Genomic DNA, 23,299 nt, shown 5'->3' on the forward strand with positions numbered 1-23,299 from the left:
GCGAAGGCCTCTGCACCTACCGCGCCCATGCCCTTCCTCGAACTCACCCTGCCCTGCACCGAAGCCCAGCAACCGCGCTACGAGCGCGCCCTGGAAGACGTCGGCGCACTCGCGGTCACCCTCGCCGATGCGCACGCGGACGCGCCCGACGAGCAGGCGATCTTCGAACCGGGCGTCGGCGAACAGCCGCTGTGGGGCGAGTTGATCCTCACCGCGCTGTTTCCCGACGACACCGACGGACTGATCCTGCTCGCCGCCCTGGAAGCCTTCGACGACGAACTCGACTGGACCCAGGCGCGTTTCCGCAAGGTCGACGACCAGGATTGGGAGCGCGCCTGGATGGACCAGTACGTGCCGCTGCAGTTCGGCGAACGCACCTGGATCGTGCCGTGGAACAGTGAGCTGCCCGAAGCCGCACAGCGCGACGATGCCGCGATCGTGCGCCTGGACCCGGGCCTGGCCTTCGGCTCCGGCACGCATCCCACCACCGCGTTGTGCCTGCAGTGGCTCGACGGCCTCGCAAACGACGGCGCGCTGCAGGGCCAGCGCGTGCTCGATTTCGGCTGCGGCAGCGGCATCCTCGCGCTGGCCGCGTTGAAGCTGGGCGCCATGCGCGCAGTCGGCGTCGACAACGACCCGCAGGCGCTGATCGCCACGCACGACAACGCCGAGCGCAATGAAGTCGCCGACCGGCTAGACGTGTTCCTGCCCGACAACGAACCCGTTGCGACATACCCGGTCGTCGTCGCCAACATCCTCGCATCCGCGCTGATCGCGCTTGCCGACACGCTCACCTCGCGCGTCGCGCCCGGCGGCCGCCTGGCCATGTCCGGCATCCTCGCCGGGCAGGAAGGCGAAGTCATCGCGCGCTATGCCGCCGACTTCGACGATCTGCGCGCCGAGCAGCTCGAAGACTGGATGCGGGTCACGGGCACGCGTCGCCGCGGCTGACCGCATCGGCGTCGGCATGCTTGAATAGGCGCATGTTCGTCGCCTGCCCGCATTGTGGATTCCTCGTCGCCGCGCAAACCGGCACGACCCAGCGCTGCCCGCGCTGCGGCAGCCCGATCGATCCCAAGCTGGCCAAGCCACTGCCCGCGCCACAACCGGAACCGGAACCGGCACTGGTCGACGCAAGCGACGAAGCGGTGGTGAGCGAAGCGCCGGTCGTCGAGGCCGCGGAAGAACCCGCGCCCGCGCCACCCGCACCACGTCGCAAGCGCGGGGTCCACGCGCCTAGCTTCGCGCGCCGCCACGCGCCCGCGCCGATGCGCGCAACGCACTGGCGCAGTTGGCTCGTCGTGGCGGGTCTGGGCATTCTGCTGCTCGGGCAGATCGTGCTCGCGCAACGCGAGGAACTCGCCGCCAGTGCGCGCTGGCGCCCGCTGATCAGCGGCATTTGTTCGGTACTACGCTGCGACGTACCCGCATGGCGCGAACCGGCCGCCTTCACCATGCTCCAGCGCAGCGTGCAGCCCAAGCCGGGCACGCGGGGCGTGCTGCACGTGAGCGCCAGTTTCCGCAACGACGCACGTTGGGCGCAGCCGTGGCCGACGGTACTGCTCACGCTGTCCGACATGGACGGGCGCCAAGTCGGATTGCGCGCCTTTACGCCGGATGAGTACCGCGGCAAGCGCGAACTCGGTCACATTGCGCCGGGACAGAGCGCCACCATCCAACTCGACGTGGTCGAACCTGCACAGCAGGTTGTGGCGTTCACCTTCGACTTCCTGTAACCCGCGGCGATTTGCCCAACGGGCGCCTGTTCTTGTTGTTGCCTGCGACGAGCCCGCGCTAGACTCCCCCTCCCGTCGGCGCTGCCCCTGGCACGTTGCACGGATGAACCGGGGGACTTCCTTGAACGCTGTAGCCGATCGCACCAGCTCCAAACCGCGTCCGCCGTTACGCGACCATGTCGCCACGTCGATCCGCCGCTACCTCGGCGATCTCAATGGCAGTGGCACCGAAAATCTCTACGAGATCGCGCTGCGCGAACTCGAGATTCCGTTGTTCATCGAAGTGCTCAATCATTGCGACGGCAACCAGAGCCGCGCCGCATCGATGCTCGGCATCCATCGCGCCACGCTGCGCAAGAAACTGCGCGAATACGGCCTGGATTGAGAAAGTAGGCTGGGTTAGCTCCATCAACCCAGCGCTTGCAGATCGGGATTGCTGGGTTGGTGAAGCCAACCTAGCCTACGCTGCTACGCGACCACTTCGACCTCGTCCGAGCGGATATTCTCCGGCTTGGGATTGGGCAGTTCGATGGTGAAGGTCGCGCCGCGATCCAGTTCGGCATCCGCCCAGACCCGTCCGCCGTGGCGGGTCACGATCCGATGCACGATCGCCAACCCGACCCCGGTGCCTTCGAAGTCGTCGCGGGCATGCAGACGCTGGAACACACCGAACAGCTTGTCCGCATAGCGCATGTCGAAGCCGACGCCGTTGTCACGCACCTGATAGCGATTGATCTCGCCCTGCGATTCGCCGCTGACCTCGACCCGCGCCGCCTTGCCGCGCTTGGCGCTGTACTTGAGCGCGTTCGACAACAGGTTCACCCATACCTGGTGCAGCAGCCGCGGGTCGGCATACGCAGGCGGCAGCGGCCCGATCAGCACCTGCGCCTCGCCGGTCTGCGCGGAGCTGGCTTCGAGCAGGGCACGGTCGGCGAGCGCCTTCATGTCGACCGTGGTTCGCTGCACCTGGTCGCGGCCGAACCGCGAGAGTGCGAGCAGGTCGTCGATCAGCATCCCCATCCGCCGCGCGCTTTCGCTGATGGTCTCGACATAACGGAGCATGTCGCCGTCCAGTTTCTGCGCTGCGTCTTCCAGCAGCATATGGGCATAGCCGTCGATGTGCCGCAGCGGCGCACGCAGGTCGTGCGACACCGAGAAGGAGAAGGCCTCCAGCTCGCGATTGGCGACCTCCAGCTGCGCGGTTCGTTCGCGCACCCGGTCCTCCAGCTCGACATTGAGCCGACGCACCTCTTCCTCCACCTTGCTGCGCTCGGCGATTTCTCGGCCAAGTTCGTCGTTGGACACCTCAAGCGCGCCCGTGCGCCGTTCGATCTCGGCCAGCATGTCGTTGAACGAGTCGACCATCACGCCGACTTCGTCGCCACTCATTTTTTCGGCGCGCCGCGAGTAATCCTTCTGCTCGACGACCTCGCGGGCAATGCGCGCGATGGTCAGGATCGGCTGAGTGACGATCCGTTGCAGGTAGGTCGACATCAGCAGCGCCACCAGCATCGCGATCATCGTCACCAGGATGCCGATGACCGCGTAATCGTTAACGCGCTGCAGCATCTCGTAATCGGTGCGCAGATAGACGGTGCCCAGGATCTCGTTGTCACTGACGATGCGCTGGTACAGAACCAGACCACGCCCCTCGATGTGCATCCCCTCCGATTCCGGCAGCTTGGGAAGCTGCACGCGCACACCCGGCCGGATGTAGGAGGCAAACAGATTACCGCGCGCGTTGTAGATTGCCGCCGCCTGCACCTGCGGGCGCACGCGCATCAGTTGCAGGTTCTCCTCCGCCACTTTCGCGTCATCAAATGCGATGGCAGATGCCGAGGCATTACCCAACAACCGGGCCTGCGTGCTGACGTCGGCGGTCCAGTTGCGGTGGAAGGCGCGCAGGTCGTAGACAACGATCGCCACCAGCGCCACCACCAGCGCAACCAGCGTCGTCGCCAGGATCACGCCCATCAACTTGAGCCGAAGCGAGCCGGTGAAGTTCAGTCTCACGGCACGGACCCCACGACAGTCCGGGCAACCGCGAGCAACCGCGAGCTGATCTTCAACCGGCTGGCTTCGGCCGGGGGCAACGCGACATCGAAACGCACTTTGTTGGCGACCACGACGAAGTTGATCACACTGCCGAGCTTCAATCCGTCGGCCGTCTCGGTAATCGTCAGGGCCGGCCGGCCCTTGCTTGCTTCGAGGGCGGCGGCCACGTTGCGCGCGTCCGTACGCCCAATGAAAACGACATGGAGGCCAGTGAGCGCATCGCCGTAGCGCAGCTTCTTCACCGCCACGCTCCGCCCACCGATGGCGTGGCCCTGCGCGATCCGCGCCAACTCGTCGGCCATCGCGTCGGCGCCGACCACGCCGATCACCAGCGGGCTGTCGGGCGCGCCGAAAGCCTCCGGAGGCCATTCGATGTAGTCGCCGAACTTGTAGACGAAGGCGGCCTTCACCCGGTTCTCGGAGGCCTGCAACTCCACCGGTGCCGCGTTCGCCAGCACCCTTGTGCTCAGTAGCAGCAGCGCGAGCACGCCGATCGACAGCGGACCGAGCGCGCGTTCTAGCCAATGCCGGCGTGGGGAATTGCTCAGAACATCCATTTGATGCCCACCCGGAATTCGCGCTCGATCTGACTGGCGGTGGCGTCGGCGCCGAACTCTACGTGTTTGGCATCGAACAGGTTCTGGCCGGTCAGCGAAAGTTCGAACCGGTCATTCGGGCGCCAGCCCAGGCGCGCATCGACCGCGGTGTACGCCGGGACGTGCGGGGCGGGCAATTCGGCGACATGGCGAATACTGGCATCAAACTCCAGTCGCCCCGGCAGATCCAGTGACGAGCGCACGACCCAATGGTGCTCGGGATCATTGCCGGCGCCGCGCGGGCCGAGCGGATCAGTACTGCCAAGCTTCAGCCGCAGGTTCTGGTCCAGCCACGCGCCGCCCGCGCTGACCCGCCAGCGTTCGGTCAACTGCATAACGCCCCAGGCTTCGACGCTGGTGGCCTCACCTTCCATCTCGTTGCCGATGACGAACTGCCCCGAAGGACGTCGCTCGAAGCTGCGCAGGTAGTCGTAATCGTGATGCGAGATCGTCAGCGAGTAGGACAATCGTGGCGACGGCTGGGAGCGGTAGCCCACCGAATACACATTGGCGACTTCCGAACGGAAGTCCGGACCGCCCGCAAGCAGGAAGGGCGGCTGCCCCGGCACGAACCAGTCGCGGTCGAAACGCGATGGCGTGCGCACCGCACGCGCACCGGAGAGCCATAGCAGCTGCGACGCACTCGGCTTCCAGGTGAGCCGCAGCGTCGGCATCACCTCGGTGCCGGTATAGGAGTTGTGCTCGACCCGCAGGCCGCCGATCAATTTGAGCCGGTCCTCGCGCAGCGCGAATTCGTCGCGGACGAAGACACTGGTCCAGTAGAGATCGCGGTCAGCAGGCAGGAACGCCAGCGTCGGCCGGTTGGTGATCTCGTCGTTGGCGCCACGATGGTTGACGCCCCACACGAGGACATTTTTCTCCAGGCCGCCGACTTCGTGCTGGAACTCGATGTCGTAGACCTTGAGTCGCTGGCGGATCGAATTGGGGATATCGCGGTCGTTGCGATCCAAATAGGCTTGCAGCTGGGCGGCTCCACCGGAAGTCAGCGTGCGGCTCCAGCGTCCCTGCAGATTGGCGCCGGAAATTTCCAGATCACCCGGGAGGCTGGTGTCGGAGTTGCCGCGATACGTCGCGCCCAACACGGTGACGCCGTCCGTGGCGGTGCCCCAATCGGCGCGAAACCCGACTTCGCCGCGGTTCCAGTCATCGTGCTGACTGATGCCACTGGCCCGCGCCGTGGCATCGCGCTCGAAGAATTTGCCGTAGATCCGATACGCCGCATTGCCGGCCGTGCCACCGAAGCGCAGCGCGTAGTTGCGCTCCTGGTCGCCGGCGCTCGCGCTGACGAGCGCGCCCTGCGTATCCGATGCGCGACGCGTCACGATGTTGATCACGCCGTTGACGGCATTCGCGCCCCATAGCGTCGCCCCCGGACCGCTGAGGACTTCGATGCGTTCGACATCTTCCAGCATCACGTCCGGCGTATCCCAGAACACGCCGGAGAACAGCGGCGTGTACAGGATGCGGCCATCCAGCAGCACCTGCAGCTTGTTGCCGATGCCATTGTTGAAGCCGCGCGAACTGATCGCGTAGGAGTTGGCGTTGACGCGCGCCACTTCGAGGTTCGGTGCCAGGCGCAGCGCCTCGGGGATGCTGGTCACGCCGGAGCGGCGGATGTCGTCGGCGGTAATCACGAACACCGAAGCCGGCGCATCCGACAGCCGCTCGGCCCGTTTGGAGACCGACGTGATCTGGATATTGGCCAGCTCTTCCAGGCTGAGGTCTGCCAAGGTGTCGGGGGGCTGGTCCGGCTCCTGCGCCAGCGCCGACGTCACGCCGCCCAGCGCGAAGAGCGCTGCGCAGCAACCCGTTCCCAGCCGATGCCCCCAATCCGCCATACAGGTGCCCTTCCGTTAGGCCCTTACCCGCTTGCGGCAAGCGCCGCCAGCAATACGACCGTTTCCAACGCCTGTCAAATGCCCTGCGACGGGTTATGACGACGTCGAGTCGTGGACGCCGCACAACCTGATCGGGGGAACGTACTCCCGCCAGATCGCAGGACACCATGCGGCCCGGCTGGGGTAGCCCGACCCCGTATAATTCCGCGTCTTTCCTCCCCGCTTTGCCTCCCATGACCACCGACCGCCTGCCCGTCCGTCGGGCACTGCTTTCTGTTTCCGACAAGACCGGCCTTATCGAATTGGCCAAGGCGCTCGCCGCCCGCAACGTCGAACTGCTCTCCACCGGCGGCACCGCCAAGGCGATCCGCGAGGCCGGCCTGCCGGTCAAGGACGTCAGCGACGTCACCGGTTTCCCGGAAATGATGGACGGTCGCGTCAAGACACTGCACCCGATCGTGCACGGCGGCCTGCTCGGCCGCGCCGGTACCGACGATGAAGTCATGGCGAAGCACGGCATCGACCGGATCGATCTGCTGGTGCTCAACCTGTATCCGTTCGAGAAGGTGTCGGCCGATCCGAACAGCTCGATGGAAGACATCGTCGAGAACATCGATATCGGCGGCCCCGCGATGCTGCGCTCCGCGGCGAAGAATTTCGCCCGCGTCACCGTCGCCACCGATCCGGCGCAGTACGCCGGCATCGTCGAGGAACTCAATGCGAACGACGGCACGCTGTCGGCGCAGACCCGCTTCAAACTCTCGGTCGCTGCGTTCAACCGCGTCGCCCAGTACGACGCCTGCATCAGCGACTACCTCTCCGCGATCCAGGACGACGGCGCGCGCGCGCTGTTCCCGGCGCAGCAGAACAGCAACTTCGTCAAGGTGATGGACCTGCGCTACGGCGAAAACCCGCACCAGCACGGCGCGTTCTACCGCGACCTGTATCCGGTGCCGGGCACGCTGGCGACCTTCACCCAGCTGCAGGGCAAGGAACTCTCATACAACAACCTCGCCGATGCCGACGCCGCGTGGGAATGCGTGCGTCAGTTCGACCAGCCGGCTTGCGTCATCGTCAAGCATGCCAATCCCTGCGGCGTGGCCGAGGGCAGCAGCTGCGCCGACACCTACGAGGCCGCCTACGCCACCGATCCGACCTCGGCCTTCGGCGGCATCATCGCCTTCAACCGCACGCTCGATGCGACCACCGCCAAGACCATCCTCGACCGCCAGTTCGTCGAAGTGCTGATCGCGCCGGACTACGAGGAAGGCGCGCTCGACTACGCGAAGAAGAAGGCCAACGTGCGCGTGCTGCGCATCCCGCACGGCGAAGGCAAGAACAACTTCGACATCAAGCGCGTCGGTTCGGGCCTGCTGATGCAGACCGCCGACATCCGCGAAGTCGGCCGCGACGAACTCAAGGTGGTCACCAAGGTCGCCCCGACCGAGGAACAGCTGGGCGACCTGCTGTTCGCCTGGCGCGTGGCCAAGTTCGTGAAGTCCAACGCGATTGTCTACGCCAAGAACAAGCAGACCATCGGCGTCGGTGCCGGCCAGATGAGTCGCGTGTATTCGGCGCGCATCGCCGGCATCAAGGCGAACGACGCCGGCCTGGTGGTTCCGGGTTCGGTGATGGCCTCCGACGCGTTCTTCCCGTTCCGCGACGGCATCGACGCCGCGGCCGAAGCCGGCATCAAGGCAGTGATCCAGCCGGGCGGTTCGATGCGCGATGCCGAAGTCATCGCCGCGGCCGACGAGCACGGCATCGCCATGGTGTTTACTGGCGTCCGTCACTTCCGTCACTGAGGCCTGCATGCACGACGCGCCGTCTGCCCAGATCCGCACGCACGAAGCCGAGCTCGGACGCCGGTATCTGGAGCGCCTGAACCTGCTGTCGGACGGCGTGTTCGCCATCGCGATCACGCTGTCCGCGTTGGAGATCAAGCCCGAGCACGAACCGGGACAGACGCTCTGGCAGGCATGGGCGCAACCGTTGCTGGTCTATTTCATGGGCTTCCTCCTGGTAGGCGGGGCGTGGGCGCAGCACCGGCGTGTGATGTCGCGGCTCGACTCGATCGACCGCATCGGCACTGCGCTCAACCTGGTGTTCCTGAGCCTGGTGGCGTTGCTGCCGATCGCGGTACGCACATTCCTGGAGGATCCCAGCGTCGGCACGGTGGTCTACCTCGCTGCCGTCGGCTCGACCTATGCCTGCATCGCATTGATGTGGGCGTATGTGGCCCTGGTCGCCAAGCTCGTGCCACATCCCCATCGGCCGCACGCGAACGCGTGGCTGTTCAAGTTACTCGCCTCACCGATGCTGGTCGCCGGCGCCTATGCGTACATGACGCATCGACCGGTCGTCGCCGGTCTCTGCGTTGTCGCCGGTATCGGCATTCTGCTGTGGTCGCGTCGCCGCCTGAGCCGCGTCGCGAACATGCCATCCCCCGTTCAGGAGTAGCGTCATGAAAGTCCTCGTCATCGGTTCCGGCGGTCGCGAACACGCCCTGGCCTGGAAGCTGGCGCAATCCGTGCGCGTCAGTGAAGTGCTGGTCGCGCCGGGCAACGCCGGCACGGCGACGGAAGACAAGTGCCGCAACGTCGCGGTCAACGCCACCGATGTGCACGGCCTGCTCGACCTGGTCGATCGCGAGGAAGTCGCGGTCACCGTGGTTGGCCCTGAAGGTCCGCTGGTCGCCGGCGTCGTCGACGCCTTTCGCGCCCAGGGCCACCGCATCTTCGGCCCCACCGCCGCGGCCGCGCAGCTGGAAGGCAGCAAGGCCTTCGCCAAGGACTTCCTTGCCCGTCACAACATTCCCACCGCGCATTACGCCGTGCACACCCACGTCGAGGAAGCGCTGGAGTACGTGCGCGAAAAGGGCGCGCCGATCGTGATCAAGGCCGACGGCCTCGCCGCGGGCAAGGGCGTGATCGTGGCGATGACCCTCGCCGAAGCCGAAGCGGCGATCACCGACATGCTCGGTGGCTATGCCTTCGGCGCGGCCGGCGCGCGCGTGGTGATCGAGGAATTCCTCGAGGGCGAAGAAGCCAGCTTCATCTCCATGGTCGACGGCACCACCGCACTGCCGATGGCGACTTCACAGGATCACAAGCGCGTCGGCGACGGCGACACCGGACCGAACACCGGCGGCATGGGCGCGTATTCGCCCGCCCCCGTGGTCACGTCCGAAGTGCACGAGCGCGTGATGCGCGAAGTGGTGAATCCCACCGTGCAGGGCATGGTGAAGGACGGCGTGCCGTTCACCGGTTTCCTCTATGCCGGACTGATGATCGACCAGAGCGGCGCCCCCAAGGTGATCGAGTTCAACGTGCGCTTCGGCGATCCGGAGACCCAGCCGGTGATGCTGCGCCTGCAGAGCGATCTGCTCGACCTGGTCGAAGCCGCGATCGACGAGAAACTGGATGCCACCACCGCGCAGTGGAACCCGCGCCCGAGCCTGGGCGTGGTGATGGCCGCGGAACACTACCCGGGGACGCCGCGTACCGGCGACGTGATCAACTCCATCGATGTGCCAGACGTCGAAGGCACCAAGGTCTTCCATGCCGGCACCAAGCTGGAAGGCGAACACGTCATCACCTCCGGTGGCCGCGTGCTGTGCGTGTGCGCCCTGGGTGACACGGTCGCGGAAGCGCAGAAGCGCGCCTACGACGCCGTCTCCGGCATCTCCTGGCACGGCGAATTCCACCGCCACGACATCGGCTGGCGTGCGATCGAGCGGGAACAACTGAAGGCCTGATCGCCGATCGTTTCCTCGGCGGTGCGCGGGGCAATCGCTGCCGTGCCCGCTCATTCCGGATGTGACGCAACGTACCCGAGTCCCGGGGACTGCACCGCGGGACTTCGTCTCACATCACCTGGGTTACCGGGCTGCATGCCGCGCGATGCACATCACGCTGACGACCGGTCGCGTTGATGCGCTCCTGTGCTCCGCGTAGCACCGGAGGATTCCAGCCGGCGAATTCCGTGCGCGCCATTTGCGCAGCCCGAGCCTGATCCTCAGGCGCAAGCTGGGCGCGCAAGGCATCGATCTCGTTGCCGACATCGCTGGCCAACGCAGCGTAGTTTCCCGAAGCATCAGACTGCAGCGCTTCCTGAGCGCGCAGGTACAGCGCCATTGCCTTCGCTCCGTCGGGCTTGAGCGTCTGTGCCAGCAGCGAGCGACTGGCGGTCGGCGCGGGAGCATATCCGGCGGCGAGAGCGAGGATCATGTCGATGTCGCCCTGCCGCGCCAGTTGCCGGGCCATGGATTCGGCTTCCCCGCGATAGGCCTGCAATTGCGGCAACGCTTCCATCAGATTGTTCCAGCGGAATGCGTTGCCGCTGGCGTACTGGCGCAGTGCCGCGGGATTTCCCAGCAACGCGGCCTGGCGCCACAGCGCCACACTTTCGGCCACGGTCGGCGGCGGAACCTTGGCGCAGTGTTGGGCCAATGCATCCACGCGATGGCTACGCAATGCCATTTCGCTGTCGATGTTCTGCACAGCCATCTGCCTGACGGCCGGATCGGTGATCACCTGCAACGCACGCTGACGCTGCGCCAGCCAGCGCTCGTCTTCTGTACGCCGATAGCGCAGCTCGTCGCACTCGGTCAACTCTGCAGCCAGGCGACAGGCCGCACCCGGGTCGCCTGCGTTGGCGCGCCGACGCAAGTCGTCTATGGCGGAAGCCAACGGCGCTTCCAGCGGTGGCAGCGGCGCCGCTGCAATGGGCTTCACCGAGGACGTGGGCAATACAGGGGCGGTCTGCACATGAGTCGCAGCGGCTGCCATTCCGGTGGCAGCAGGCACGCTGCTGCGTGCCACAAACCAAGTGATCACCATGACCGCCACGAAGCCCAGCGCGATCGCCGCGTTTTTGCGCATTCCCTTGCACTCCGATCCTGTTGTGATCCGCCAATTGCGCCGCGGACCTTGCTTGCGAAGGTAACACGATCTGTATGACACTCAAGAACGCTCGAAGTAAAGGACTACGTTGGAGCATGAGTTCGCCATCGCGATTCCATATCCGTGCGTCACACGCATGGTGGCAACACGAGAATCCTCCGCCGCCCAAACGAACGCTGCGCGCAACGCCCGGATTCGTCGAGGCGCTACGCGGCGCATCGCTGGCGATTGCCAGCCGGCAGGATTCGGCGCTGCTGTTGCTCTGTGTCGAGGGCGATGAGGTCTGCGCCACGCAACTGCGCGTACCCGCCCCCATGGGAATAGCTACCGACGGCACTGCTTTCGCTATCGGTACCGCCATGGCGATCCGCATCTTCCAGGACATCAGTCCCAACGACCCCTCCCAAGCCACCTACCTGCCGGTGTCCATGCACGTCACTGGCGCGGCCAGCGTGCACGAAGTGGGCTGGGATGCGCGCGGTGATCTCTGGTTCGTCAACACACAGTTTTCCGCGCTGTGTCGCACCGATGTCCGCAGCCATTTCCGGGTCGAATGGGTCCCCGATTTCGTATCGGAACCTTCGCTCGGCGACTGCTGCCATCTCAACGGCATGGCCATGGGACCGGACGGACCTCGCTTCGCCACTGCGCTGGCGGCTACCGGCACGCAGGAGGGCTGGCGCGCCGTTGCTCCCGACGGTGGCGTGCTGCTGTGCATGCGTCGCGGCGTCATCCTCGACAACCTGTCCATGCCACATTCGCCGATGTTGTACGACGACAGGCTGTGGTTGCTGGAGTCCGGGCACGGGCGCTTGTTGCAAGCCGACCCGGACACCGTCAGGACGCGCACCGTAGTGCAGATGCCGGGGTTGCTGCGCGGCCTGGACATTCGGGGCACGCACGCTTTCATGGGCATGTCGCGGTTGCGCCCCAGCAGCGGCACCGTGGCCGATGTGCTCGCAACGCGTCTCGCGGCCCAGGATGCCTGCCGACTCCACGTCGTCGACGTGCGCAGTGGCGAAATCCTGGGGGAAGTCGAACTACCGGGGCTGGCGGAGATCGCCTCCATACGTGTCCTGCACAAGCCGGCCGTGCGCATCCTGCAACCGGACAACATGCAGACGGCGACCACCTTCGTCTATGCGGAGGCGACGCCACACTGAGTGGAATTAGTTTTTCGAAGGACACTGCCCGCGATGGCCGGTGTTGGACCGACGCGCGTGCGAAGAATCATGCCCACCCCAGGTGGGCCTGATGCAGCAAGTGCAGTACCGGCGCCGGTGGCAACACCGGCGGGTACCCGCTCGTTAAAGGGAGCAGTAGGGGACGAGCGGGTGGAAATGGAGTCCAACCATCAAAAGGAAAACTTGTACCCATGAGGGAACTTTCGAAAGAAGAGCTTGAGCTCATTACCGGCGGCGTGGTCACGCTGGAGACCGTCGTCGTTACCGCTCCGGCTTATTGGGGAGATTTCGGCTACACGGATTTGTGGCACGACTCGTTCAATTGGGATGCCTACGACGGCTACTACGGCGACACCAGCGGCGGCGGCGGCGAGCCACCTCCTCCGGATTGCCAGTCGCACGATGCCGGCACGGTCCAGGGCTACTCGGAGTCGCTCGCCTCGCAGGCAACGCGCGACATCCGCTCGCGCTCCGACCAGTCCACGCGCGAGTACGCGTCCGTGATCTATCGCGATGCAATGGGTGCGATCCGCTCCAGCGCGACCATCGCCGGCGGCAGCAGCGGTCAGTCGGCCTCCATCGATCTGCAAGCGCTGGGAATTTCGGCGGGCCAGATTCTCGGAATCGTCCACAGCCATCCCAGCGGCATCTACAGCAGCAGCAGCGCCGAGGCCACGATCAATCGTCATCCATCCACGAACGACTGGGCGGCCGCCGACCAGATCATCGCCGCGGGCGCGAATCCGGCGACGTTCGCGCATTTCATCATCGGCCCCGATGGTGTGCTGCGTGAGTACAACTACAGCAACAAGAACCTGTACAACCCGCCGAGCACCAGCACGCCCAAGGGACAGACGATTTCCCAGAGCCTCCAGCCCAGCCCGTGCTAATCCGTCCGTAGGAAGAACTTGCCCATGAAGACTATTGCCACCGTCCTTCCCCTCAGCCTGCTGACCATGGGGTTGCTGTTCACCGCTCCGGCCCAGGCACAGAAGATCGCAATGAAAAACTTCCTGCCCGCAGCCAGCTGGGCCACTACCACCCAGTACAGCTGCAAGGACCGCAGCGGGAAGACGACCGATGCCGAGCTTCGCTATGGACAGCGTCGCAATGCAAACGGAGTCGGCTATTCCGGCGAACTGTACGCGATGACTTTCGGCGGCAAAGCAGCGGATGCAGCGACCGTCAAACGCGTCAATGCGGTAGTCGCTGGCCGCACCATCGAAATGATCTCGCTGAACTGCCAGGAGGGCGGCGCAATTCAGATGCACTTCAGTCTGTGGGGTGTGAAGGCTGGCCAGGATCAGGCGGCAGCCGAGAAGACCTCGATCACCGTCGTGCGCAAGCCAGGCGGTCAGTTCGAAGTGCTCTGATGGGTAATTCGGCGGGGGCGCGAATGCGCCCCCGCTTTTTTCCGCAGAGACTGAGCGAAATCGCCAATCCAGGACTGCGCCAGTCTTCATAACTACTCGTTTCCACGATCATCAGCCCATGCACTCCCGGCCACTGTTTCCACTCCCGGATTCATCCACGCTGGATCCGCAAACCCACCTGCACTGCGAACGCCTCGCGAAGGCGCGCGCGGAGCTGGTGGCGCACGCCGACCCGAACGCACGCTGGGCGTGGAGCGATGCCGACGCCGCAAGTCTCGTGCACCCTTTGGCGTCGCACGCCATCGCACGCAGCGGACGGCCGGATTTTCGCGAAGGCACGTTGGCAGCGGAGCGGGTATCAACTCAAACGATTGGTCAACGACTAGTGGCGGCTTTCCTGAGCCACGATTTCGACGCGCTGGTTTCAGCGCTGCTCGAATGCGCGGAACTTGCAGGCGTGAAAGCGCCGGCATTACGTCGCGAGGTGGCACGACTGGTTCCCGACGGCGCAGGCGTGAGCGTGGCCTTCGCCTCTCCCGAGCACATCGTGCCCAGGCTGATCCGCATGCAGGATTTGGCTCGTGACGCATCGTTGCCGGCCGTCTTCCGCGCTGTGGCCCTTCAGGCCGCCGTACTTAATCTGCATCCGTTGCGCGACGGCAACGGACGTGTCTCACGGGTGCTTTACAACGCCCTGCTCTGGCAGGAGTCCTATCACCCGGCGTTGCACGTGCCCATCTATGCATTGCGCCGCCATGCGCCGCACAGTTTCGAGATCTGCCTGCGCGAGCTGGAACTGCAGGGCCGCTGGTCGGCGCTCACAGGATTCCATGCGACGCTGCTGGAAAGCCTGGTTCGCTCCCTTGCGCCCGGTCATTCCGCCCGGATGACGGCTACAACCGCGTAGGGAGACCGAAACCATGCGCGAGACCGATACCCCGCTTCAGACCGCCATTGACCAAGGCGTACCGCTGTTTCTGGACCAGGACATTGCACGCTCCTCTCCCGCCAATGCGTCGCCTTACCTGATTGACCCGCACACATTCATCGCGAGGTTCGCGCAATCCCCCGCGCGCCAGGCTTTGGTCGCCAGCCTGCGCCAGACCCTGCTGGAACTCGCGCCGCTGTGCGAAGTTGAGGCATTGCTCGTCGGCGGATCGCTACTCGATGTACAAAACGACGCGCCGCGGGATTTCGATGCCGTGTTGTTCTATGCAATGCGCGCTCCCGCCGATTCCCGCCAAACGGCGCAAGCGCTTGCCGCCATCGCCGCGCGTGGAAAAGCCCGCGCCCTGGACCTGCGTTTCGTTCCCACCGATGCCGGCCCGCAGGTGCTCATCAAGGCCGCGTGTTACTTCGCCATGCTCTATTCCTCCGAACGAGACCGGTCGGAGGCCCGCAAGGGCGCACTGCTGATCACACAAGGAAGCCTCTAGTGTTTGGATCCTCTTACCAACTCTCGGACTATCTGCAGGCGGAGGAAGCCGAGTGCGGCCTGATGTGCCTGGCGGCGGCGACCGCCGTGCTCGGCGGCGCCCTGAGCGCCGCTGACATGCGCCGCAACCATAACGTCTCCGTACGTGGCGCTTCAGCAGGCCAACTGTGCGACATCGCCGTGGGTCTGAACCTGCTGGCCAGTCCGGTGGCGTGCGAGGCGGCGGAGGTCGGGCAACTGCAATTGCCAGCCATCGCCCACTGGAATGAACGCCACTTCGTGCTGTTGCTCGCCGTTCGTGGCGGTCGTGTGCGCATCTTCGATCCCGCACTGGGTGAACGGACGCTGGCGGCAGAGGAATTCGCATGCCGGTTCTCGGGCCGCGCGATCCAGTTGCAACGCGCCCATGCTTTCCGGCGCAGCGGTCCTCGCACGCGGCTTCGCCTGGACCTGATCCAGGCCGCGATGCGGGGCACGCGCAGCCGGGTGGCTCAACTACTCGCGCTCTCGCTCCTGTTGCAGCTGGCCGCACTGGGCGTGCCGCTCTTGTCGCAGCTGACCATCAACATGGGCGCGATGGAAGGCGACGTGCATGCCGTAGCCGCAATCTCCGGCTGTGTCCTGCTGGTGTACCTCGCCAACTTCTTCGTCGAATCCTGGCGCGCCCTGATCAACCAGAAGATCTCGACGCATTTGTCGGATTACACGGCGCGCAATCTGTTCCGGCACCTGATGGCGCTTCCCATGCCCTGGTTCGAACGACGCCGGATCGCCGACATCACCACGCGCTTCGACTCGATCGAACCCATGCGCAGTGCATTGGGCTCCGGTTTGGCGACGCTGGTCATCGACGGCAGCCTGGGCCTCCTGCTGGCGCTGGCCCTGGTGCTGGTTTCGCCGAAGCTTGCTTTCGTGGTGATCGTGTCGGTCCTGCTTACTGTCGTCTGCAAGCTGGCCTTCAGTCCCTACATCAACCGGACATCGGCCGAGGCCGCCCTGCATCGTATCCAGGAGGGCGCCAAGCGTTGGGAAGCCTTCCGCAACATGCAGTCGCTCAAGCTGGCGGGCGCCGAATTCAACCAGGAGCGCGTCTGGGACGCGAGCTTCCGTCAGTACGTCGTGGCCAACGCGGGCGCGCAGACCGCCACCGCGCTGCAGCAATCGACCTCGAACCTGCTCTCGGCCGTCAGTTCGCTGGCCATGATCTACATGGGTGCGGTCATGATCGCGGCGGGTGAACTGTCGGTGGGCGCCCTGTTCGCCTTCGTCATCTATCGACGCTATCTGGCCGACAAGATCGCCGCCGCCATCGATCAGGTCAGCGCGCTGTGGCTGCTCAAGTTCCATATGAGCCGCGTGTCGGAAGTGTTCGACACCGAGCCGGAGCCGCGTTGGAACGACGTGCGTGAATTCGGCGACTACACCCGCGCCGGCGCATTGGAAATCCGCAACCTGCACTTCCGTCATTCGGCCAATGAACCGATGTTGCTGGAGGCGCTGAACCTGAAGATCGAACCCGGCGAACTGGTGATGATCGTGGCGCCTTCGGGTCGTGGAAAAAGCACACTGTTGCGACTGCTCGCAGGGCTCTACACGCCCACGGCAGGCGAAATCCTGCTGGACGGCACGCCGATCTCCGCATTCGGTCCACGTGTCTTGCGCCGCTCGCTCGGTGCAGTAATGCAGGAAGACGAGCTGCTCGGCGGCACGGTATTCGACAACATCACCATGTTCGACGACCAGCCGGACCTGCAGCGTGCGATCGACGCTCTGACTGCAGCAGAAGCCTGGGACATGGTGCGCGCCCTGCCGCTGGGCATCCACACGCCGGTCGGCGACGGCGGGCGGCTGATGTCCGCCGGGCAGCGACAGCGCGTGCTGATCGCACGCGCGCTGTATCGACGTCCACGCATCCTGTTGCTGGATGAAGCCACTTCCAACGTCGACCCGGACGCGGAGGCTCGCATCTTCGACCGGCTTCGCCAATTGCGCTCGACGAAGATCGTCGTGACCCACCACGGCGCGCTCCGTCAGTATGCGGATCGTCTGATCCTGATGGACTCCCGCGGACTACGCGAGCAGGGGCGTGTAATCGCACCCGCCGAGGAGGCCATGGCATGAGCACTGTGCAGGAACAGACCGCCACGCCCGCTATCCGTAGGGGATTCGCGCCGCACTCCGATGCGCCGAACCTGGTGCCGGAGCCCCGCTTCGAGCGCTGGCTGAGCATCGGTCTTGGGCTGAGCTTTGTTTTGATACTGCTGTATGTCGCATTCGTCCGCATAGGCGTGCGAGTGGACGCGTTGGGCGTGTTGCTGTCGGAAGGAGCCAGCGCCCAACTCGGCGTGGCCAGGAACGGCACCGTGCGCGAGGTCCTCGCCCGCGACCAGGACATGGTGGCCAGCGGCGAAACCTTGCTGGTCATCGATCACCCGCGTCCCGGTGCACAAGAGATGGAAGAGCGGTTGGGCATGCGCCGCAAGCAGGTCACGGCCAAGCTGGAGCAGCTGCATGCGGGCTCCAAGGCCGCAGCCGGCGCGGCGACCGCTGAATTGGAGGATCAGTATGAAATGGCCCTCATGGACATCGACAACCGCCTGCAGTCGCTGCGCGGCGGCGCGCGAACCTATGTCACCGCGCCACGCAGCGGCCGCGTGATCGATCTGCGTCTGCGCGAAGGCGAAAGTGTGCGACAGGGTCAGATCCTGGGCTCGATCGTCGACGATGCGCCGCGGTTTCATGCGATCGCGTACCTGCCGGCGAGCTCCGCCAACCGGGTGAATGTCGGATCCACGGCTACGATCAGCCTGGAACAGGACAGCTGGTCGAGAGCCGCTACGATCACAGGCAAGATCGTGCGCATCTCGCGCCTGCCGGTGACGCCCGAGGCCATCGATCCGCAACTGCTGCCCCGGGTGCCGCTGGTCGCCGTTGACATCGAAATCGGCGAGCACGCCATTCCGGACGCGCAGCTCCCACGCCTCACCCCAGGCATGACTGCACCCATCAAACTACATGGGCAAGAACAGACGATTGCTGCCTGGCTGCTGGCGCGGTATCGCTGAGGGCCACGTGCGGCGAGTCGGCCGCCATCCTGCAGGTGCTACGAGGCTGATCGTGGTCGCGCCTCAGTTTGAAGGCGTCGCCTGACTAGTGCTCCGCGCCCAGTCTCGCGACTGCAACACATGGGCAGAGGGCGGCATCACGCGGCTTGCGAGAAGCGCGCCTCACCGACGCCGCGCGCCAGCTTCTCCCCGCTGAGGCGGGGAGAAGGACAACACGTCAATGCAATGTGCCGTCCGGCGTCTCCGGCTGTTCCGGCGCCGGCCGCAACTGCACCACCAGGTCTTCCAGCGCGGTGATCTCCGCCTCCAGCGCCTCGTACAACTCGCCTTCGCGGGTCATCAGGTCTTCAATGTTGCCCGCCTGCTTGAGCTTCTTCAGCTCGCCATCGAACAACAGCCACTGCGTCGTCAAACGCTCGACGTTGTTCTTGGCGTAGTGGCGCATCTCCTTGAGTTGCGCCAGTGCGTCATTGACCCGATCGAGCGACGTCTTGGTATCCGCAGTCATGGCGTCCTCCTTTGAGGGTTGATCTGCAGCCTAGCCGCACAGAGCTGGCCGGAAACGTAATGGCGCGCCACCGTGTCGACGCGGCGTGAAGCCGCTTCAGAGATCGGCCAACTCGCCATGTCGCGGATCGACCGCCGGCCGCATCCGGTAAGTATTCCGGCCGGCCTGTTTGGCGGCGTACAGCGCGGCGTCCGCGGCCGCCAGCAGCTTCGTGGTTTCGGTGGGTGCGGTGGCGTAGGCGATACCGATGCTGGTGGTGACCACCAGCGCTGCGCCTTCGACGTCGATGCTGTGATGCATCTCGTCGATGAGCTTGCGCGCGATCGCCTCTGCCGCGCGTGGCAAGGTTGCATCTTCGACCACTACAACGAATTCATCGCCGCCCAGCCGCGCGACCAGGTCGATGGTTCGCACGCAGCGCGTCAGTCGCTCGGCAAACGAACACAGCACCTGATCGCCCGCGGCATGACCCCACGTGTCGTTGATGCGCTTGAAGTGATCGACGTCCAGATACATCAATGCGACCGGCGCGCCGTGGCGTTGCAACCGGCCCAGCGCCAGTCCCAGTCGTTCGTCGAGCTGGCGGCGATTGGCCAGACCGGTCAGCGCGTCCACGCGAGCCAGTCGTTCGAGCTCCAGGCGGCTCGCCTCGAGCGCCTTTTCCGCGGCGACGCGACGACTGATATCGCGGCCGGTGAAGATGATGTCCATGCTCCCGCCGTCCTTGCCCGGGATCGTGCGCGTAACCGCTTCGATCCAGACGTAGTGACCATCCTTGTGCTGCACGCGATAGATCGCGGTGCGCGGTTCGCCGTTGGCGAGCACTTCGCGCATCACCTCCAACTGTCGCTCGCGGTCGTCGGGATGGATCAGATCCCAGCGCGATCCCAGCATCTCGATCGGCGTCCGCCCAAGGATGTCGCGCGCGGAAGGAGACACGTACAGGCGTTCGCCGTCGGGACGCATGCGCACGATCACGTCGTGCGAGTAGTCCGCGAGCATGCGATACGCCTGCTCGCTTTCGCGCACTCGCATATTGAGCCGCTTGCGCTCGGCCATCGCCAACGCGACCGGAATCGTCATCAGGCACGCGCCGGCAATGTACAGCTGCAGCAACGCGATATGGCCGGCCGTATCCAGATCGCGCACCTGCGCGATCGCACCCTTGCCCGTCACCGTGGCCACGCTGCCGATGATGCTCAGCAACAGCACGCCCAGCGCCACGCCGCGGAAGCGGTAGCGGAATGCGGCCAGCACGAGCGGCGGATACGCCAGGAACAGCATCGGATACGGCACGCTGAACGCTACCAGCCCCAGTAGCGCGATCAGCAACATCGTGAGCGCGAAGGAAATGCGCCGCCCTTCCGCAGCAAACAGGCCTCGGCCTTCGCGATGCCACACTAGGGTGCTGGTTGCGAAGATCACCATGCCCACGACATGGGCCGCATACCAGGTCAGGAAGCTCGCGCCGAACTGACCGTCCTTGAGCACAAGATTGATAGTCGCGGCGGCCAGTCCGGAAATGGCACACGCAATCAGCGTGCTCGCCGTGGCAATACCGCCCAGCAGGATCCAACGCTTCGGATCGCCCACATCGGGCACGCGACGCCGCACGGCGCCCGCGACGATCAGCATCTCGATGACGTTGCACGCCCCGATCAAGAACGAATACACAGGCGTGTCGCCGGCGAGCAGGCGCGCTGCGACTTCGGCAGCCAGTCCGGCCAGGAGGTAGGACGGCCAAAACGCCGTTGGTCGCGACAGGATCCATCCGGTAAGAACACCGGTACCGAACCAGACCGCGGCCAGTTCGCCGGAGCCGCGCACGAATTCCAAGGACAGCCAGTCCAGGACGCAGATGGCCACTGCCATGATCAGGCAGTCCTGCCATACCCGCACCGGTGTCGGAATGGCGCTACTCATGCCGACCTCTCATTCCGGAGAGTTGCCTGCATCATAAAAGCGATCCTTGCGTGATTTGAAGCGGGACGGCATCCGGAAGAACACCCAGAAACGCCGTCACGTTCCCTTCACAATTTCGACACGCCGCGCGGTCTCCCTTGGAAACACAGGCGCATCAGTGTCGCGCTTCGCGTATCGCTCCTGGTTCGGTCATTGGCTCGACGTCGGATCCGTCGATCGACAGGTGATTCTCGATGCCTTCGACACCCAGCATGTCCGCCAGCACGTCGAGCATGTCGTCGATTTCCTCCGCGCCCACATGCCCACCCAAGGTGACCACGCCGTCCTGGACGTGCACTTCCACGGCGGAAGGATGTTCCAGCAGATGTCCCAGCTTGGCGCGGATGCGCTCACGCAGGATGTCGTCGTCGACCGGCACGTTCGACCTCGACGCACGCGAGCGCGCGAGGGCGCCACGCACGCGATCGGCCGCACGCTTGGACTGCGCGCGCACGCGCCCCTGAAGCTCGTGACCCATCGCCATGCCTCGATCGCGCGCCAGGGCGCGGCGGCGCCGTCCCACGACCGGATCGAGGTAATACATCACCACCGCTCCCACGGCGAAGGCCGCCGCCAATCTGAACAAGCCTTTCATGCGCATCTCCTCCACTGCCATCAGTGCGGGATGCTGTCATCCGGAGCAGAAAGTCTGCGCGAAGAAGAATCTGCGCCCTGCGCGACGGGGGCGATCCACATTGCTTGTTCTTCTGCCCGCTCGAGCGGGGCGAGGCGCAAGCAGCTATTCGGGCGGACGCGAGTCCTCGGCATCCGATTCGTCGCTCCTTGCAACGTCGGTACCCTGCTCCCCCCGCATGAACCGTGCATTGAACAGCTTACGCCCCGCCATCAGCCCGGCCTCCAGCTCCACCTGCATCCGCTGCTGATCGCGCTCGCGAATACGCGCAGTGATCTCAACGATCTCCGCCTGCGTCGCACCGAGCCGCTCCAGCGCGGCGGCGCCCAGCACCAGCGCCGACTCGAACGTCTCGCGCACCTGCACATCGACTCCGGCATGGATCAGCTCGATGCTGTGGACGCGATCGACGGCGCGAGCAAGCACCGGCGTGTCGGGGAACTCCGCCTTCACCAGCTCGGTAATGCGCGTGCCCTCACCGGCCTTGTCGACGCACACCATCACCACGCGCGCTTCGGCCGCGCCGGCGGCATGCAGGATGTCCAGACGGGTGCCGTCGCCGTAGTACACGTCGAAGCCGAGTTCGCGCGCGACGTCGACCATCTCCACATCGGTGTCGATGATCGAGATCTCGTAGCCGCGCGCGAACAGATACTGGCTGGCGATCTGGCCCATGCGGCCGAAGCCGATGACCAGCGCCGCGCCGGTCAGGCCTTCGGGCGCTGGCATCCCGTCTATCGACGGCTTCGCGCGGCGCCGCACGACATTCAGCACCGCGATCGCCAGCGGCGTAAGCACCATCGACAGGATGATGATCGCGGTCAGGATCGCGTTCTGCTCGGCGTCGATGATGTGCGCACTGGCCGCGGCGGCGTACAGCACGAACGCGAATTCGCCGCCCTGCGCCATGAACAACGCGCGATCGATCGCTTCGCGATGCTTCGAGCGGAACAGGCGCGCGACCGCATAGATCGCCAGCGCCTTCACCATCATGTAGGCGAGGACATAGCCCAGGATCATCACCCAGTTCGCCGCGACCACGTCCAGTTGCAGCGACATGCCCACCGCGACGAAGAACAGGCCAAGCAGGATGCCGCGGAACGGTTCGACGTCGACTTCGAGCTGATGCCGGTAACTCGACTCCGACAGCAGCACGCCGGCCATGAACGCGCCCATCGCCATCGACAGCCCGCCCAGTTCCATCGCATACGCGGCGCCCAGCACGACCAGCAGCGCCGCCGCGGTCATCACCTCGCGGGCGCGCGCGTTGGCAAGGAAGCCGAAGAACGGATTGAGCAGATAGCGCCCCGCCACCACCAGGCCACCGATCGCGGCGGCGCCGACCGCGATCGCGGTCCAGTGGATACCGCCTTCCGCCGCATTGCCCGGCGCAATCGGCGCGAGGAAGGCCACGAGTGCCAGCAACGGCACGATCATCAGGTCCTCGAGCAGGAGGATCGCGACGATGCGCTGGCCGCTCTCGGACGCCAGTTCGCCGCGCTCCTCCAGCAGCGACATCACGATCGCGGTGGACGTCAGCACGAAGCCCGCGCCGGCGACGAACGACGGCGCTACCGGGAAGCCCGTCGCCACGCCGACCAGCGTCAGCAACAGCGCACAGGCGAGCACCTGGGCGAAGCCGAGTCCGAAGATCTGCTTGCGCATCGCCCACAACCGCGACGGCCGCATTTCCAAGCCGATCACGAACAGGAACATCACCACGCCCAACTCGGCGATCTGCAGGATCGAGGCCGGCTCGGTGAACATGCGCAGCCCGAACGGCCCGATCACGATGCCGCCGGCGAGATAGCCCAGCACCGAGCCGAGACCCAGACGCTTGAATAGCGGCGCGGCCACTACCGCCACGGCCAACAGCGTGATTACCGGCAGCAGTTGCAGGCCGTGGGCTTCGACGGTCATTACGTGCGTTCTCCTGATTCGCGTTGCTTGCGCTTGGGCCGCGGCGGATGTTCCGGCGCCGGCGGACA

Annotated in this window: 21 protein-coding genes; 13 read left to right on the forward strand and 8 right to left on the reverse strand. The window is 65.3% G+C overall.

Annotation, left to right across the window (positions count from 1 at the left end; all coding sequences use genetic code 11):
- The first annotated feature begins 27 nt into the window (after positions 1 to 27).
- From prmA to fis, 3 genes are all read left to right on the forward strand, one after another.
- A complete protein-coding gene (gene prmA, locus ACYVGK_RS06730; protein ID WP_460732531.1) occupies positions 28 to 951 on the forward strand; it encodes a 50S ribosomal protein L11 methyltransferase in 924 nt (307 codons plus the stop codon).
- A 32-nt stretch (positions 952 to 983) separates the two neighbouring features.
- Positions 984 to 1,736: a DUF3426 domain-containing protein gene (locus ACYVGK_RS06735; RefSeq protein WP_460732532.1), complete on the forward strand. Its 753-nt coding sequence runs from the start codon at positions 984 to 986 to the stop codon at positions 1,734 to 1,736.
- Positions 1,737 to 1,857: 121 nt separating this feature from the next.
- A complete protein-coding gene (gene fis, locus ACYVGK_RS06740; RefSeq protein ID WP_460732533.1) occupies positions 1,858 to 2,121 on the forward strand; it encodes a DNA-binding transcriptional regulator Fis in 264 nt (87 codons plus the stop codon).
- 83 nt (positions 2,122 to 2,204) lie between these two features.
- On the opposite strand, the gene ACYVGK_RS06745 is transcribed toward fis, so the two are convergent.
- Genes ACYVGK_RS06745 through ACYVGK_RS06755 form a run of 3 tightly spaced genes read right to left on the reverse strand, consistent with a single transcriptional unit; the run spans position 2,205 to position 6,246 of the window.
- Positions 2,205 to 3,749, reverse strand: coding sequence for a sensor histidine kinase (locus tag ACYVGK_RS06745; protein ID WP_460732534.1), 1,545 nt, complete (start codon positions 3,747 to 3,749; stop codon positions 2,205 to 2,207).
- Complete coding sequence (locus ACYVGK_RS06750; protein WP_460732535.1) at positions 3,746 to 4,279, reverse strand: YfiR family protein; 534 nt, start codon at positions 4,277 to 4,279, stop codon at positions 3,746 to 3,748. Before ACYVGK_RS06750 ends, ACYVGK_RS06745 begins: the two co-directional genes overlap by 4 nt.
- A gap of 56 nt (positions 4,280 to 4,335) precedes the next feature.
- A complete protein-coding gene (locus ACYVGK_RS06755; protein WP_460732536.1) occupies positions 4,336 to 6,246 on the reverse strand; it encodes a TonB-dependent receptor plug domain-containing protein in 1,911 nt (636 codons plus the stop codon).
- A gap of 233 nt (positions 6,247 to 6,479) precedes the next feature.
- On the opposite strand from ACYVGK_RS06755, the gene purH reads away from it, so the two are divergent.
- The 3 genes from purH to purD are packed head-to-tail and all read left to right on the forward strand — an operon-like array spanning position 6,480 to position 10,003.
- Positions 6,480 to 8,051, forward strand: coding sequence for a bifunctional phosphoribosylaminoimidazolecarboxamide formyltransferase/IMP cyclohydrolase (purH, locus tag ACYVGK_RS06760; protein WP_460732537.1), 1,572 nt, complete (start codon positions 6,480 to 6,482; stop codon positions 8,049 to 8,051).
- Between the two features lie 7 nt (positions 8,052 to 8,058).
- On the forward strand, positions 8,059 to 8,706 hold the full coding sequence (locus ACYVGK_RS06765; protein ID WP_460732538.1) for a TMEM175 family protein: 648 nt from the start codon (positions 8,059 to 8,061) through the stop codon (positions 8,704 to 8,706).
- A 4-nt stretch (positions 8,707 to 8,710) separates the two neighbouring features.
- A complete protein-coding gene (gene purD, locus ACYVGK_RS06770) occupies positions 8,711 to 10,003 on the forward strand; it encodes a phosphoribosylamine--glycine ligase (protein WP_460732539.1) in 1,293 nt (430 codons plus the stop codon).
- Positions 10,004 to 10,112: 109 nt separating this feature from the next.
- Here the strand turns inward: purD and ACYVGK_RS06775 are convergent, their stop codons facing one another.
- Positions 10,113 to 11,129: a hypothetical protein gene (locus tag ACYVGK_RS06775; RefSeq protein WP_460732540.1), complete on the reverse strand. Its 1,017-nt coding sequence runs from the start codon at positions 11,127 to 11,129 to the stop codon at positions 10,113 to 10,115.
- Positions 11,130 to 11,245: 116 nt separating this feature from the next.
- Between ACYVGK_RS06775 and ACYVGK_RS06780 the strand changes: the two genes are divergently transcribed.
- The 7 genes from ACYVGK_RS06780 to ACYVGK_RS06810 all read left to right on the forward strand — a co-directional run bounded on the left by ACYVGK_RS06780 (position 11,246) and on the right by ACYVGK_RS06810 (position 18,207).
- Complete coding sequence (locus ACYVGK_RS06780) at positions 11,246 to 12,313, forward strand: DUF4915 domain-containing protein (protein ID WP_460732541.1); 1,068 nt, start codon at positions 11,246 to 11,248, stop codon at positions 12,311 to 12,313.
- 212 nt (positions 12,314 to 12,525) lie between these two features.
- Positions 12,526 to 13,224, forward strand: coding sequence for a hypothetical protein (locus tag ACYVGK_RS06785; RefSeq protein WP_460732542.1), 699 nt, complete (start codon positions 12,526 to 12,528; stop codon positions 13,222 to 13,224).
- 24 nt (positions 13,225 to 13,248) lie between these two features.
- Entirely contained in the window at positions 13,249 to 13,707 is a 459-nt protein-coding gene (locus ACYVGK_RS06790; RefSeq protein WP_460732543.1) for a hypothetical protein, read from the forward strand.
- 217 nt (positions 13,708 to 13,924) lie between these two features.
- Positions 13,925 to 14,614, forward strand: coding sequence for a Fic family protein (locus ACYVGK_RS06795; RefSeq protein ID WP_460732545.1), 690 nt, complete (start codon positions 13,925 to 13,927; stop codon positions 14,612 to 14,614).
- Between the two features lie 13 nt (positions 14,615 to 14,627).
- Positions 14,628 to 15,143 carry a DUF6932 family protein gene (locus ACYVGK_RS06800; RefSeq protein ID WP_460732547.1) on the forward strand — a complete coding sequence of 172 codons (516 nt, stop codon included), beginning with the start codon at positions 14,628 to 14,630 and terminating at the stop codon, positions 15,141 to 15,143.
- On the forward strand, positions 15,143 to 17,263 hold the full coding sequence (locus tag ACYVGK_RS06805; RefSeq protein WP_460732549.1) for a peptidase domain-containing ABC transporter: 2,121 nt from the start codon (positions 15,143 to 15,145) through the stop codon (positions 17,261 to 17,263). The genes ACYVGK_RS06800 and ACYVGK_RS06805 overlap by 1 nt, the downstream gene beginning before the upstream one ends.
- Positions 17,260 to 18,207 (forward strand): HlyD family efflux transporter periplasmic adaptor subunit, encoded by a 948-nt coding sequence (locus ACYVGK_RS06810; protein ID WP_460732550.1) that lies wholly within the window; start codon positions 17,260 to 17,262, stop codon positions 18,205 to 18,207. Before ACYVGK_RS06805 ends, ACYVGK_RS06810 begins: the two co-directional genes overlap by 4 nt.
- A 217-nt stretch (positions 18,208 to 18,424) precedes the next feature.
- Here the strand turns inward: ACYVGK_RS06810 and ACYVGK_RS06815 are convergent, their stop codons facing one another.
- The 4 genes from ACYVGK_RS06815 to ACYVGK_RS06830 form a co-directional block, all read right to left on the reverse strand.
- Entirely contained in the window at positions 18,425 to 18,715 is a 291-nt protein-coding gene (locus tag ACYVGK_RS06815) for a hypothetical protein (protein ID WP_460732552.1), read from the reverse strand.
- A gap of 96 nt (positions 18,716 to 18,811) precedes the next feature.
- A complete protein-coding gene (locus ACYVGK_RS06820; RefSeq protein WP_460732554.1) occupies positions 18,812 to 20,638 on the reverse strand; it encodes a diguanylate cyclase domain-containing protein in 1,827 nt (608 codons plus the stop codon).
- Between the two features lie 154 nt (positions 20,639 to 20,792).
- A complete protein-coding gene (locus tag ACYVGK_RS06825; RefSeq protein ID WP_460732555.1) occupies positions 20,793 to 21,272 on the reverse strand; it encodes a BON domain-containing protein in 480 nt (159 codons plus the stop codon).
- 144 nt (positions 21,273 to 21,416) lie between these two features.
- A complete protein-coding gene (locus tag ACYVGK_RS06830) occupies positions 21,417 to 23,231 on the reverse strand; it encodes a monovalent cation:proton antiporter-2 (CPA2) family protein (RefSeq protein WP_460732556.1) in 1,815 nt (604 codons plus the stop codon).
- Positions 23,232 to 23,299 lie beyond the last annotated feature (68 nt).

It is taken from the genome of Lysobacter tyrosinilyticus (genome assembly GCF_054779815.1).